A 14,790-nucleotide genomic window follows, 5' to 3' on the forward strand; every position below is an offset into this window, starting at 1 on the left:
TTAAGATATTAAATAACTTCTGGAGGAGGAGTTGTAACACCATCATTCATAAAGTTATAATGTTTTGAATGATAGTAATTATAATTTTCTGTAGTATTTAAATTAGCAAATGTGAATAATTTAATTTCATGAAAATATTGAATTTTCTCAGTTATTTCTTTGGATGAAGAATTACTTTGATTATTATCTTCTTCTGAAGAGGATTGAGAAAATAATTTATTAATTTTCTTTTGAGATTTTTTTACTTCTTTTTGTTCTAATTTAATTTGTTGATCGACATAACCTGCAAATCCTTGCATATTTGTGCTGAACACTAATATCAAGGTGAAGAATATTCCAATAATATGTTTTGCTAGGTTATTATTCATTTCTGACAAAAATATATGTTTAATTTCAAAAACAAAATTAATTTTTCAAAATTTAATATTTAATTATTATTTATTAACCTTTTATAAAATTTACTCATTTTAAATATTAACAAATCCTTAATTTTATTTTCACATAAAAATAAATAAGGATAAATTTGCAAAAAATTAAAATTTTGAAAAAGTATATAAGTTTAATGTTTCTAGTTGCAATCGTTGCTACTAGTTTCGGACAAGGAAAACATAATAAAGGTAAATTTTATGTTTACTGGGGTTGGAATCATGCTCAATATACAAAATCAGATATCCATTTTAAGGGTGATGGATATGATTTTACTTTAGATAATGTTGTTGCACATGACAGGCAAACGAATTTTGGGATAAAATATTTTAAACCAGGTTCAATGACTATTCCTCAATATAATTTCCGTTTAGGATATTTTATTGCAGACAATTGGAATATATCTTTTGGTATTGATCATATGAAATATGTAATGGATCAAGATCAGGTAGTTAATATGAATGGTAATATTAACACAGGATCTGCTTTTGATGGTTCTTATGATAATACTAATAAAAAATTAACAGAAGATTTTTTAACATTTGAGCATACTGATGGTTTAAATTATGCAAATTTAGAAATTCGTCGTTTTGATAATTTATTACGTTTACCAATTTCTAAAAATGGAAAAGGTATTGACGTTAATATAACAGAAGGTGTAGGTGCAGGTATTTTATATCCAAAGTCTAATGTGAAATTAATGGAAAGAGCAAGAAATGATGAGTTTCATTTAGCTGGTTTTGCAGCAGCAGCAATGGTTGGTATTAACTTTACATTCTGGGATTATTTCTTTATACAAGCAGAGATGAAGGGTGGCTATGCTAATCTTAGTGATATTAGAACAACTTCTGATAAATCAGATAAAGCAAAACAAAGCTTTGCATTTTCTCAACAAAATCTTGTATTTGGAGCTATTATTCCAGTATTTACACACAAGAATAAAATAAATTTCTAATATACAATTAGAAAAAAAACAAATTAAATCCTTCAATTTGCTAAATGTCAAATTGAAGGATTTTTGTTTTATAAAATATAGTGCTCTCTGTAAAGAATTTGTATTTTTACAATAATTAAGTCAAATATCATGATCAATAAATTTACTCTATTAGTTGCTGGAGCTTTTATAACTACAACTGCAATGGGACAAAAAGTAATGACGCCAGAACTGTTATGGCAAGTAAAAAATGTATCTCCTGTAGGAGTAACAAAAGATAAAAAAAATCTTATTTACAAAGTAACATCTACAGATGTAAAAACTCAAGAGAAATCTTCTAAAACATTTATTGTTCCTTTATTAGGAGGAAATTCTACAGTTATAGAAAATTATAAAAATCTTTTAGCTGATGAATCTTTATCAAAGGATAATAAATTCAAAGCAGAAACTGATAAAGTAAAATTACAAAAGGTTTTTGGATCAGATTTTTATCCAGAATTAGATAAATCTAATGTTCAAATTTACAACGAATTAAATTATAGACATTGGGATACTTGGAATGATGGGAATTATGACCATTTATTTGTTTCAGAAAATAAAGATGGAAACTCAACTAAAATTGATGTTTTAAATGATGAACCTTATAGTGTTTCTGAATTTGTTTGGTCGCCTGATGGATCAAAAATATTATATGTTTCTAAAAAGAAATATGGAACTGATTATGCTCTTAGTACAAATACAGATATCTATGAATATGATTTATCAACTAAAAAAACAACGAATATAACTGAACAAAATAAAGGTTATGATGTAAGTCCAAGTTTTTCATCAAAAGGAGATTTAGCTTTTCTTAGAATGGAAAGAGATGGTTATGAAGCTGATAAAAATGATTTAATCATTCGTAACGGGAATACAGAATACAACTTAACTAAAGATTGGGATGGAACTGTACAAGCTTATAAATGGAGTAATGATGGTAAAAAAATCTATTTCAATGCTCCTGTTGGAGGTACAATCCAGTTATTTGAAATAGAAGTTAATTCTAAAAAGAAAAATACAGCAAGAGTAAAACAAATTACGAATGGTGATTTTGATATTGCTGATCTTAAGGAAATTATTGGAGACAAGGCTATTGTTACAAAAACAGACCTTAATCATGCAGCAGAAATTTTTGTAGTGGATTTAAAAACAGGAAAACTTACACAATTAACTAACGAAAATAAAGATATCTTTGATTCGATAGCGTTAAGTGATGTAAAAGCACGTAAAATAAAAACAACAGATGGAAAAGAATTACATGCTTGGGTAGTTTATCCTCCAAATTTTGATCCAACTAAAAAATATCCAACTTTATTATATTGTCAAGGAGGACCACAGTCAGCATTAACTCAATTTTATTCAACAAGATGGAATTTTCAATTAATGGCAGCACAAGGTTATATTGTAATTGCTCCTAATAGAAGAGGGATGCCAGGTCATGGTGTTGAGTGGAATGAACAAATTTCTAAAGATTGGGGAGGGCAAGTGATGAAAGATTATTTGTCTGCAATAGATGACCTTTCTAAAGAATCTTATGTAGATAAAGATAGAAGAGGTGCAGTTGGTGCATCTTATGGAGGATATTCTGTATATTATTTAGCTGGTATTCATGAAGGTCGTTTCAAAACATTTATTTCTCATAATGGTGTTTTTGATTTGAAATCAATGTATGGAACTACAGAAGAAGTCTTTTTTCCAAATTGGGAAGTAGGAGGTCCTTGGTGGGATACAACGAATAAAGATGTTCAAAAAGGATATACGGAATTTGATCCTAGTAATCCAAAATTGGTTAATAAATGGAATACTCCAATGTTAATTTATGTTGGTGGCCATGATTATAGAGTACCAATGGGACAAGGACAAGAAGCTTATCAAGCGTTACAATTAAAAGGTATTAAATCGAGATTTATTTATTTTCCTGAAGAAAATCATTGGGTTTTAAAACCTCAAAATTCTATTGTGTGGCACAACGAATTTTTTAAATGGTTAAAAGAAACATTATAAATGATTCATTAAATAATAACAAAAGAGGCTATTTATTAAAATAGCCTCTTTTGTTATTATTTTTAGTGATATTTTATCAAAATTTTGCTATTAAAGAAAAATAAAATATTTAGAATAAAATAAAACAATATCATGTTTTTACAAGTATATTTGCGAATCACAAAAAAATATATTTTAAACATATAGAATGGATTGTATTTCAGTATTTGACATGCTAAAAATAGGTGTAGGACCTTCAAGCTCACATACATTAGGGCCTTGGCGTGCAGCAGAAGCTTTTGTAAAAGAATTAGAAGTTGCTTCTATTTTTGACGATGTTTTTCATGTTCAGGTTGATTTATATGGTTCTTTGTCTTTAACAGGAAAAGGACATGCTACAGATTATGCTGTTATGCTTGGGTTAAGTGGTGCTGATCCTGAATATATTCCAGTTGATGATATTTCTACAATTATTAATACTATTTCCACAGATAAAAAATTAAAATTAGGAGATAGAATTTCTATTTCTTTTGATCCATCAAAAGATATTGTTTTTAATAAAGATTTTTTACCATTTCATGCTAATGGACTTATGTTTACAGCAAGTTTTGGAAAACAAAAATATTCAACAATATTTTACTCTGTAGGTGGTGGATTTATTACAAAAGAAGATGCTGAAATAGCGAATATGGAAACAACGTGTGCATTTCCTTATTTATTTAATACTTCTACAGAATTACTTGAAATTTGTTTAAGAGAAAATAAATCAATTTCAGAAGTAATGTTCGAAAATGAAAAATCTATCCGAACTGAAGATGAAATTCATCATGAACTTAAACGTATTTGGGATACGATGTTAGAATGCATGTATATTGGTTGTCATACAGAGGGAATCCTTCCAGGGGGACTCAATGTAAAACGTAGAGCATTTGATATTCATAGAAAACTAATTGGAGAGAGACCATATACTAATCAACAAGAATGGATTACTTCAATTAGAAAAACAACGGTTTATTTTCGTCAAATATTAAAATGGGTAAGTTGCTTTGCTCTTGCAGTTAATGAAGTTAATGCTTCACTTGGGCGAGTTGTAACAGCTCCAACAAATGGTAGTGCAGGAGTTATTCCTGCTGTATTAATGTATTACTTGGTAATTGAAAATCATAAAGCAGGACAAAAGGAAATTGATCAATTTTTAATTACAGCAGGTGTTATAGGTTCTATTTTTAAAAAGGGAGCAACTATATCTGCAGCAATGGGAGGTTGTCAAGCAGAAATTGGTGTTTCATCTGCAATGGCAGCTGGTGCATTGTGTGAATTAATGGGAGGAACTCCAGCTCAAGTTACTATGGCAGCTGAAATAGCAATGGAACATCATCTTGGTCTTACATGTGATCCAATAGCTGGTTTAGTACAAATTCCTTGTATAGAGAGAAATACAATGGGCGCTATAAAAGCTATAAATGCAGCAGAATTAGCTTTAGATACTGATCCATTGTTTGCAAAAGTTCCTTTAGATAAGGTTGTTAATACCATGTGGGAAACGGCAAAGGATATGAATAATAAATATAAAGAAACATCTGAAGGAGGATTGGCTGTTGCTGTAAATATAGCAGATTGTTAAATGTGAATTATATTTATTTATTCAAGATTTTTGAATAGATTATTAGAATAATTATCATATTTTAGTATTGCAATTGTATTATATTAAAAATAAAGTCGTACATTTGCACAGCCTTTAGAGTTAAGGTACGGATGTTAAAGAATATTCATTTAGGGATTTTTTAGGCTGCTCAGCCATTTAATTTTATTCTTTCATATCTGTTGGTTAAATAATTTAAAATAAAACCGTGATATGAAATATAAATGAATTTCATTATCTCGGTATCGTATCTAACATGATTACATTCAAAGAATTAGGACTTCAAGAAGAAATCCTTACTGCAATTGAGAAAATGGGATTCGTTAACCCTTCTCCAATTCAAGAAAAAGCTATTCCTCAAATCATTACATCTGAACAAGATGTTATTGCATTGGCGCAAACAGGAACAGGAAAAACTGCAGCATTTGGGCTTCCAATTTTAAATCAATTAGACAGCAATTCAAGATCAGTACAAGCAATCGTTTTGTGCCCAACTCGTGAATTATGTTTACAAATCGCGAAAGAACTAGAATCTTTTGCTGCTGATATGCGTGGAGTTCGTATCCAAGCAGTTTACGGTGGTGCAGACATCGTAAAACAAATCAAAGGATTAAAAGATAATCCACAAATCGTTGTAGGAACACCAGGTCGTACAATGGATTTAATAAAACGTAAAGCATTAAAAATTAATGATATTACGTGGACAGTTTTAGATGAAGCTGATGAAATGTTGAACATGGGATTCCGTGACGAGATTGATTCAATTTTAGAAACTACTCCAGAAGAAAAACAAACATTATTATTCTCAGCTACAATGCCATCTGAAGTGCGTCGTATCGCTTCAGAATATATGCATAATCCAGTAGAAATAGCTGTTAGTAAAGTAAATACTGCATCAAAAAATATTGAGCACCACGTATATTTGGTTCGTTCATCTGATCGTTATTTAGCTTTAAAACGTTTAGCTGATTTTTATCCAAATATTTACGGAATTGTTTTTTGTAGAACTCGTCGTGAGGCAAAAGATATCGCTGATAAATTAATGCAAGATGGTTATAATGCTGATGCATTACATGGAGATTTATCACAATCACAACGTGATCACGTGATGGACAAATTCCGTAACCAAAATATTCAAATACTTGTTGCAACTGATGTTGCTGCTCGTGGTATTGATGTAAATGAATTAACACACGTTATTAACTATAACTTACCAGATGATCCAGAAGTTTATGTACACCGTTCTGGTCGTACTGGACGTGCAGGAAATAAAGGTATTTCTATTATTATTTCTGGTGGTAGAGAAGGTCGTAAAATTAAAGAATTGGAAAGAATAATTTCTTCTAAAATCGAACCTAAAAATGTACCAACAGGAGCTGAAATCTGTGAAAAACGTTTGATTTCTTTAATCGAAAAGATAGAAAATATTGAAGTAGATGAAGAATTAATTGAACCTTACATGGATACTGTTAATGAAAAATTAGCTAGTTTAGATCGTGATGATTTATTAAAACGTTTCTTAACTGTAGAATTTAATTCATTCTTAGAATATTACAAAAATTCTAGAGACATTCAATCAGAAGGAGATCGTGGAGATAGAGGTGAAAGAGGTGAGCGTTCTGGACGTAGAAACGGACGTGATTTCTCAAGATTCTTTATTAATATCGGACAAAAACATAACTTACGTGTTCCTAACTTAATTGGTTTAATTAACGAACAAACACGTAACCGTAATATAGAAATTGGAAAAATAGAAATTTTACGTAATTTCTCTTTCTTTGAAGTTGATACTCAATTTGAATCTTTAGTTTTAGAATCATTCAAAAGTGCTCAACGTGATGGAGTAGATTTAGATGTACAAATTTCTAAACCAGAGCCAAGACGCGGAGGTGGTGATAACGACCGTCGTGGAGGTGGAGATCGCCGTCGTAATGGAGGTGACTCTAGAGGTAGAGGTTTCAATAGCCGTCGTGATGGAGATCGTGAAAGAAGCGGTGGTTACCGTGGAGGAAGAGATCGTGATAACGGTGGAGATCGTGGTGGTTACCGCGGTGGAGATCGTAACAGATCAGGAAACTCTAGAAGAGGTAGAGATTAATTATAATCCTAGTATATATATTAAAAAGGATGATTCTAATGAATCATCCTTTTTTTATTGATAAAATTTCAATCATTATGATTGAAACTTGTAAGAATTTTAAATTAAAATGTATAAAGATTAATTACTATATGAAATTTAATACACTATTTCTGCGTTAGCCATTGTAATGGAAATCCTTTTTCTTCAGAAAAAGATTGAAACGGAAAGGGCGACCGAAGGGAACGCCATAAAAAAATAAATTAGCACAATAGAATTAATGATACAACTTTTGTAGACTACAAAAAAAACATTAATTTTAGCATTACTAAAACTTAAGCTGTGGATTATAATCGAATATTTAATGACATTTTTTTCTTGATTCTTGATGATGAAGTGAATGAAAATGAATATTTAATATGGAGAAAATTTTCGTTTATTCATAATCCAATACAACAATTAATAAAAGCTCAGGATTTATTGAATCAGCTTTTACATGAATTTCCAAGAGATAAAAAAGCTCTTTTTTTAAAAGGTGTTGTTCAAAGAAATCTTAATTTTAATGAAGAATCAATTCTTTATCTCTTAGAAGCAAAAAAAGAAGATTATTATTTGTTTGCTGCTAACTTCTATATTGCAGAATATTACATCCATAAACTAAAGTTTGAAGAAGCATTAAAATATTTGAAAGAAATTGAAATTATTTTTCCTTCAAATAAAAAATTTCTTTTTCTATCTGTTTTAGTTCATATAGAGCTATTTAATTTTGATGAAGCAAAGCGATATCTTAATATTTTATATCAATTAGTAGAGGACAAGGAAATTTTAGAGTTATTAAGTAAAAATATACTAATAACAGAAGAAATTGTTTTAAAAACAACGAATCGTTTAGTTCTGAAAAATTTTAAATTAAGAAGTTTCAATTATAATTTACAATTAAAGACAAATTTGATTACTTTCTATAAAACATTTACTGATGTTGGAATTAATTTTAACGGAATAAGTTGTTTTATACTTGCACTTACAGTAAAACAAATTACGTTGTACCCTAATTATCCTAATTTAGAAAAATATAATGTACATACTGTATTAGATTTTATAGATGTTGATAAAAAAAATGTACAAATACGATTAGAAGATATTGATTTTGAACATGATTTTGTGAAGAGTTACCATGAATATTTAGAAGTGGAAGTTTTGCTAAAAGAAGACTAAAATTTTATAGATTTGCAAAAAATTATACAATGAATTTTGTTCAGGATAAAGAGGAAATTTTTGACAATGTTGAGTCTTTTTTAGAAGGATTAGAGATGAATTCTGAACAGGAAAGAAAAAAGACAATTCAATTAATAAAAAAATCAAAAACTTTTTTAGTTATTGATATAGATGATGTGTTGGTTTTTGCACCAAGTACTTTTATAGGTTATAAAAACTATTTGATTGAGAATTTTTCAGGTAAATTAATGGAGCATGAAACAAATCCAATTCTTACACAATTATTTGGTTCTACACCAAAAATAGATAAAACCTTGGACGAGCAGTTTCTTAACTTTTGTGATGAAATAGAGGTAAATAGAAACGATGTTGGTTTATCTAGAGATTATTGGATTCTAAAAAATATTTAATTCTTATAGGTATATAAGTATTTTTATAAAATTCAATAGAATAACTGTTTTGTAAAAAACAGTTATTCTATTGAATTTTTTTCGTATTTATTAATCTTTTCTAACGCTAGATAAAATTCAGGATTCAATTCAAAAGATTTTTTAAACTCTTGTAAAGCTTCATCAATTTTGTCCTGTTTCTCGAAAATAACACCTTTGTTATAGTACGCTAAATAATGATTAGGATTTAATTCTAATGATTTATCGAAATCAGATAAAGCATTATCATAATCATTAAGAACAAAATATGTATTTCCACGATTATAATACGATAAAAAATGAGGTTTTAGCTCAATCACCTTAGTATAATCTGCAATAGCATTATCGTATTCTTTTAATTGATCGTAACAAAAAGCACGGTTATGGTAGCATGATTCGTAATCAGGGTTTATCTTTAATGCTTTGTTGAAACATTCTATAGCTTCATGGTATTTATTAAGATTCATTAATACATACCCTTTTTGATGATGAGCCACAAAGTTATTAGGATCAATTTCTATTACTTTATCAAAGTTTTCAGCAGCTTTTGTTGGGTTAAACTGATTAAAGTTAGCCATACCTTTATAAAAGTAATAACTAGGATTTTTATCATCCAATTCAATTGCTTTGTCAAAGTCTCTTATAGCATCTATATTTTGCTTCATGTAATATTGACTTAATCCACGACCAAAATAAGAATTAGCAACTTCTAATTTACGTTTAATTGCTAATGTAAAATAATCTGCGGCCTTTTTGTATTGACCTTTTTGGAGATATTTGCCCCCGTCCTCATAAAAATTCATAATTCAATATTACAACAAAGTCTTTAATTTTTGAAAAAAATTATAATGATTAATATTATTTCAAAAAAAAGTAAATTTTTATTTTAAAAAATAGATTGATGAGAATGAATAATTGTAATTGTTTAATTTGTTAAAAATAAATCAATTAATTTTTAGATTAGATACTTTTAGTGTCATTTTTTTATATAAAATCCCTAGAATAGAGGAATAGAACTAGAATTTTAGTAAAAATAATTTTGTTAATTCGGAAAAATAGCTTTAATATTGCATTCGATTTAAGGGACAACCTTCTGTAGATTGTCAATAAAATCCGGTCCTATAACTCAGTTGGTTAGAGTAGCTGACTCATAATCAGCAAGTCCTTGGTTCGAGCCCAAGTGGGACCACAACAACAAAATAAAAAAAACTATCTTCTGGTCCTATAACTCAGTTGGTTAGAGTAGCTGACTCATAATCAGCAAGTCCTTGGTTCGAGCCCAAGTGGGACCACAACAACAAAATAAAAAAAACTATCTTCTGGTCCTATAACTCAGTTGGTTAGAGTAGCTGACTCATAATCAGCAAGTCCTTGGTTCGAGCCCAAGTGGGACCACAAAAGCACCTTTTTCGAGGTGCTTTTTTTGTTTGATGATATATCTTCAAAAGAATCTTCTTAATTATTAAACAATTAAAAATAATCATTTCCTCAAAAGAAGTAGTAATGCAACAAATTGAAGCAATTTTTGAGAACCTTGATGTTATTTGTAATAGAATAAAATCAACTACCTTATGATTCTAAATCTAAATACAAAAGTTGTATTAAATTTCAAGATGAAGTTGTTATTATAGGTATTTGATCAATTTGTATACATCGAAAGATAGAATGCTTTAAAAGAAAAGATTAAGGATGAACAACTTGATCCTTCAAAATTATAGAAAGTAATTGGCGAATATCTTTTTTCAGATAAACAACCTCTGCGCGATGATATTGTAGGGACAATGTTATAACATCCTAGCTTAAAAGAACGAAGTAGTAAAATAGAACGTATGACAAATAAAATATTTAATTTTGTGAATACGTACGTTAGTGTATTTGTTGGGGAGGTAAATAGAAAATATGAATGAAATAATAAATAGAGACCAGGTATTTAGTGCATACAAAAAATTGAAGCATTATTACTATTATGATAATTCATCAATTTTAATAAAGAAAAGAATTGCTGTATTTGAAAATGAAACATTTAAAGATTCGGATAATATATCAGATCTTAAAAATAAATTATATGATAAAGTAAAAGAATATTTTAACTCAATAACTAGTAGTGAATTATTGTCAAATGAAGATATTAAAATTACTTTATTACCCAAAAAAATTTCTGACGATAAACTAAATATAAATACTAATAATTTTAAGGCTAAAGATCAAATTAATGTAGATAGATTAAATATTTATATTGATGCGCCTATAGAAGTTCATATATTATCATTACTATGGTTAATGTATGTGGCTAGGTTCCTTGAAAATGAAATATCAGATAATTCTTACGCTAATAAGCTAGATCTAAATATTGACTTAAATGATCAATTACCGTATGAAAATTTTAAAATTTATAAACCTTATTTTGTTCAATATCAATTATGGAGAGATGAGGCTATAAAAAAAGCAGAAACATTATTAGACGAAAAAAAAAATGTAACAATACTTAGCTTAGATATTAAAGATTACTATCATAATATAGTTTTGGATTTAAGTGATTTAAATGATGTTATAGAGCTTAAGATTGAAAAATATTTTGAAAACACTGTAATAAAAGAAAATAAAGTCGAAAAATTTATAGAAAGCGGTATATACTTAAATAATCTTTTATCCAATATTCACCAAATTTATTACAAAAAAGCAGAGAAATACCTATCAAATAATAAAGAAGAGATTTCTAAACATCCATTACCTATAGGTTTAATTTCTTCAGGATTTCTAGCTAATTATTATCTGAAAGATTTTGATAAAAAAATTTTACAAGAAGTTAATCCTGCATTTTATGGAAGATATGTTGATGATTTAATGTTTGTTTTCTCTGATTTAAATCAACATATAAATGAAAAATTAGTTTCACCTACAATTTCTTTTGTTGACAAAATATTTGTGAAGAAGGAAATCTTTTCAATTGATTCAAATGTATCATTAGTTAATGAAATCTTATTAAAGAATTTGAGTATCTGTGATAATAAAGAGGAAATTTTAAGAAGAATTAACGAAAAGTTTTTAAAATTAAATGAAGATCCTAATTTTTCAAATATAATCTTAAACAATTTATTAGATAAATTAAATATATCTTTTAATGATTCTATTTCTAATACTTTAAATTATTCTAAGTTAAAAATACAAAGTAGTAAAGTAGTTTTACATTATTTTGATTTTAAAGAATCTCGTGCGGTTTTAAATATTTTTAAAAGTAAACTTGAAGAGCAAAGAAGTGAATTTCGTTTTTTACCAGACGAAGATGAAATAAGTAATGATTTTGATGAAGAAGCTTTTGATTTAAAATATGGAGATTCTGTAAATAAGTTTAGAAGTATTCAAGATTTATCAGAAAATAAATATGGTGCTTCTAAATTTTTAGCTAAAAAGATTTTCGCAATAAGTTTTGGGAGAAAAGATAATGACGAAACTACTGATAAACAGATATTAACCTTTTTCAAAGGTAATGTTGGTATAAGTTTTTATACATTATGGGAAAAAGTAATTATTTATTATGTAATAGGAGAAAAACTAGATTTGTTATTACAATTTAGAAGAAATATTTTAGCAGCAATATCAAAAATCGATCATGTTAATTTTAAAGAACAAATAAAAGAGGACTTGAGAAAATATTTAGATGTAGCTACAGCTTCTTCATTCTGTTTAAATCCAACTTTATTAGAAAAATTTAATTTTCTTACTGATATTGAAAAAAAAGATTTATTAAAAATTAGTTCAATTCTTGATTTATTATTAAAATCAAATCTTTTTAGAACTTCTTTAATTTCATTACCTATAGTAAATTTTACAAAAATTGATTTAAAGACTTTTAATCTTATTGATAATGATTTTACTATTTTTCAAAAGGATAATAAAGAAACATTTGAATTAAATGAATATAAAACCTTTTTATCGCCGTACTATACTCACTTTCATGATATTAATATTTTTAAGATATTTCAAACTTTGTCTAATATAAAACAAGATGCAAGTTTTATTGATATTAATGATAATATAAATAAAATACCAGAAGAATCATTTATTGAATATTACAAAATTAATTATTCATGGAAAACTAAAGTCAAAAAAAAAGATATTGTTAAAGAAAAATATTTTGAAATAATTAAATATAACACCGAAGATCATAATTATGTAAATGTCAATAATATTTCGGTTAAAGGAGAAGCTATGCCCTATGAAGAGGTTGATAAAAAAATCGCAATTGCTAATTTAAAAGTTTCAGATGAAAATATTAAAAGTAGTATTTTAAAAAAACCAAATTTAAATAGAGAAAGGAGAAAAGAAATTTTTGATTTAATAAATAAAGCAGATTCTCTTAAAAGTGATTTAACAATATTTCCAGAAGTTAGTATACCTTTTTCTTGGCTTAAGTTATTAGCAGAACGAAGTCACAAAAGATATATGGGTATTGTTGCAGGTTTAGAACATTGGATAAATATTCACAATGTAGCTTTTAATTTTATCGCTACCGTTTTACCATTTAGAGTTAACGACTATACAACATCATTGATAAAAGTTAGATTGAAAAATCATTATTCTCCAGGTGAAATTGAAATGTTAAAGGGGTATCGTTTATTTATACCTCAAGCAAAATCTGCCGATGAGAAAAAGGCTATGGGATATGATTTATTTCATTGGAGAAAAGTATATTTTTCTGTTTACAATTGTTTTGAATTAGCAAACATACAACATAGGTCTATATTTAAATCTAAAGTTGATTTTATAATAGCTTCAGAATTAAATAAGGATACTGATTATTTTTCTGATATAGCTGGGGCATGGGTTAGAGACGTTCATAGCTATTTTATACAAGTAAATACATCAAATTACGGTGATTCAAGATTGTTACAGCCCTCGAAATCTTATAAGAAAGATTTAATTCAGGTAAAAGGTGGAGTTAATTCTACTGTACTAGTTGATAATTTAGAAATTAATAAATTAAGAGATTTTCAATACATGGAATACAATTTACAAAAAGATTTTGTTAATATGGGTAAATATGATTTTAAACCTACACCTCCCGATTTTAATAGAGATAACGTCTTAAAAAGAATGGAAGATGGAGAATTTTAGTTTTAGAATTCAAGATGTATTTAGATTATTTATACCAGGTAATATTTTATTAGTGGTAATAATACTCATCTATGGTTACGATAAATTACTAATTCATTTAATTAATTTTAAAGATTTTGAAAATATTATTTTACTAGTTTTTATAATGGTTTCTGTACTAACAGGATATATTATAGATATGACTTCTAGTTTATGTGAAAAAGTAATTTACAGTGTTATGAAAAAACCATCTTACCATTTTTTAAATGAGACTAAATTTGTAAAATTTTTCTCATCGCCATATAAAAGCAAAGATGTTTTTTTGAAAGAAGTGCAATCTGTATTTAAATATAAATTAAAAAAAAATAAAAATTTTGATAATAAAGAAGAATCTACAAAATTTTTCAATCATTGTAATCGATTAAAAGAACAACATAAAGATCAAAAAAAGTATGAAAAATTGAACAGTTACTTTTATTCTAAAATACTAAGTAGAAATATAACCATTATGTTAGTATTTGCATTATTGTTAGGGTCAATTAATAATTTTTCTTGGAGTTATTTTATGATTGGTATATTACTAATTTTATTGTCAATGTATAGATGGTTGAAATTATCGTTTAATTATACTAGACAAGTGTTTATAATATGTGAAAATATTAATTAAATATTTTATAATTTCATATTTAACAATAAGTTACATGGATAATTATTTTCTATACTTAGAATGATAGATATACAAAAAATCATTTTAGAAAATTTTAAACTTTTTACATATAAAAATATATTGGTACATTATAATAAGCTTTATAAATTAATCAATAATGTCCAGTTTTTTAATTGAAAAATTGGATATCTTATTTAAAATAAATATTAAATTTTAATATTGGGTAAATCTTTAAAATATATTAGGTTATGATGGATTTTAGTATAACTCAAAAAGAAATCGGAG

General features: G+C 27.1%; 10 protein-coding genes and 3 tRNA genes. 11 read left to right on the forward strand and 2 right to left on the reverse strand.

The window, feature by feature from the left end:
• Positions 1-8 precede the first annotated feature (8 nt).
• Positions 9-368 (reverse strand): hypothetical protein, encoded by a 360-nt coding sequence (locus tag RT575_RS00415; RefSeq protein WP_313577938.1) that lies wholly within the window; start codon positions 366-368, stop codon positions 9-11.
• Between the two features lie 194 nt (positions 369-562).
• Between RT575_RS00415 and RT575_RS00420 the strand changes: the two genes are divergently transcribed.
• From RT575_RS00420 to RT575_RS00445, 6 genes are all read left to right on the forward strand, one after another.
• The gene (locus tag RT575_RS00420) at positions 563-1,381 is read left to right on the forward strand and encodes a hypothetical protein (RefSeq protein WP_409515936.1); all 819 of its coding nucleotides are present in this window, start codon (positions 563-565) and stop codon (positions 1,379-1,381) included.
• A gap of 129 nt (positions 1,382-1,510) precedes the next feature.
• Positions 1,511-3,403 carry a S9 family peptidase gene (locus RT575_RS00425; RefSeq protein WP_313577940.1) on the forward strand — a complete coding sequence of 631 codons (1,893 nt, stop codon included), beginning with the start codon at positions 1,511-1,513 and terminating at the stop codon, positions 3,401-3,403.
• A 187-nt stretch (positions 3,404-3,590) separates the two neighbouring features.
• The gene (locus RT575_RS00430; RefSeq protein WP_313577942.1) at positions 3,591-5,006 is read left to right on the forward strand and encodes an L-serine ammonia-lyase; all 1,416 of its coding nucleotides are present in this window, start codon (positions 3,591-3,593) and stop codon (positions 5,004-5,006) included.
• 274 nt (positions 5,007-5,280) lie between these two features.
• The gene (locus RT575_RS00435; RefSeq protein ID WP_313577944.1) at positions 5,281-7,122 is read left to right on the forward strand and encodes a DEAD/DEAH box helicase; all 1,842 of its coding nucleotides are present in this window, start codon (positions 5,281-5,283) and stop codon (positions 7,120-7,122) included.
• Positions 7,123-7,443: 321 nt separating this feature from the next.
• Entirely contained in the window at positions 7,444-8,316 is an 873-nt protein-coding gene (locus RT575_RS00440; protein ID WP_313386810.1) for a hypothetical protein, read from the forward strand.
• 29 nt (positions 8,317-8,345) lie between these two features.
• Complete coding sequence (locus tag RT575_RS00445) at positions 8,346-8,726, forward strand: hypothetical protein (RefSeq protein WP_313386811.1); 381 nt, start codon at positions 8,346-8,348, stop codon at positions 8,724-8,726.
• A 62-nt stretch (positions 8,727-8,788) separates the two neighbouring features.
• Here the strand turns inward: RT575_RS00445 and RT575_RS00450 are convergent, their stop codons facing one another.
• Positions 8,789-9,469: a tetratricopeptide repeat protein gene (locus RT575_RS00450; RefSeq protein WP_409515937.1), complete on the reverse strand. Its 681-nt coding sequence runs from the start codon at positions 9,467-9,469 to the stop codon at positions 8,789-8,791.
• A 390-nt stretch (positions 9,470-9,859) separates the two neighbouring features.
• Here RT575_RS00450 and RT575_RS00455 point away from each other — a divergent pair.
• The 5 genes from RT575_RS00455 to RT575_RS00475 all read left to right on the forward strand — a co-directional run bounded on the left by RT575_RS00455 (position 9,860) and on the right by RT575_RS00475 (position 14,505).
• Positions 9,860-9,933, forward strand: a tRNA-Ile gene (locus tag RT575_RS00455).
• A 29-nt stretch (positions 9,934-9,962) separates the two neighbouring features.
• Positions 9,963-10,036: transfer RNA gene (locus RT575_RS00460), tRNA-Ile, on the forward strand.
• A 29-nt stretch (positions 10,037-10,065) separates the two neighbouring features.
• Positions 10,066-10,139 (forward strand) — tRNA-Ile (locus RT575_RS00465).
• Between the two features lie 504 nt (positions 10,140-10,643).
• Positions 10,644-13,859 carry a reverse transcriptase domain-containing protein gene (locus RT575_RS00470; RefSeq protein ID WP_313384568.1) on the forward strand — a complete coding sequence of 1,072 codons (3,216 nt, stop codon included), beginning with the start codon at positions 10,644-10,646 and terminating at the stop codon, positions 13,857-13,859.
• Positions 13,846-14,505, forward strand: coding sequence for a hypothetical protein (locus tag RT575_RS00475; protein ID WP_313577949.1), 660 nt, complete (start codon positions 13,846-13,848; stop codon positions 14,503-14,505). The genes RT575_RS00470 and RT575_RS00475 overlap by 14 nt, the downstream gene beginning before the upstream one ends.
• Positions 14,506-14,790 lie beyond the last annotated feature (285 nt).

It is taken from the genome of Chishuiella sp., from assembly GCF_032109125.1.
Classification (GTDB): domain Bacteria; phylum Bacteroidota; class Bacteroidia; order Flavobacteriales; family Weeksellaceae; genus Empedobacter.

Coding starts and splice junctions, on each gene's coding strand:
- RT575_RS00425 (WP_313577940.1), top strand. CDS start 1,511: ATGATCAATAAATTTACTCTATTAGTTGCTGGAGCTTTTATAACTACA.
- RT575_RS00435 (WP_313577944.1), top strand. CDS start 5,281: ATGATTACATTCAAAGAATTAGGACTTCAAGAAGAAATCCTTACTGCA.
- RT575_RS00420 (WP_409515936.1), top strand. CDS start 563: ATGTTTCTAGTTGCAATCGTTGCTACTAGTTTCGGACAAGGAAAACAT.
- RT575_RS00470 (WP_313384568.1), top strand. CDS start 10,644: ATGAATGAAATAATAAATAGAGACCAGGTATTTAGTGCATACAAAAAA.
- RT575_RS00415 (WP_313577938.1), bottom strand. CDS start 368: ATGAATAATAACCTAGCAAAACATATTATTGGAATATTCTTCACCTTG.
- RT575_RS00475 (WP_313577949.1), top strand. CDS start 13,846: ATGGAGAATTTTAGTTTTAGAATTCAAGATGTATTTAGATTATTTATA.
- RT575_RS00445 (WP_313386811.1), top strand. CDS start 8,346: ATGAATTTTGTTCAGGATAAAGAGGAAATTTTTGACAATGTTGAGTCT.
- RT575_RS00430 (WP_313577942.1), top strand. CDS start 3,591: ATGGATTGTATTTCAGTATTTGACATGCTAAAAATAGGTGTAGGACCT.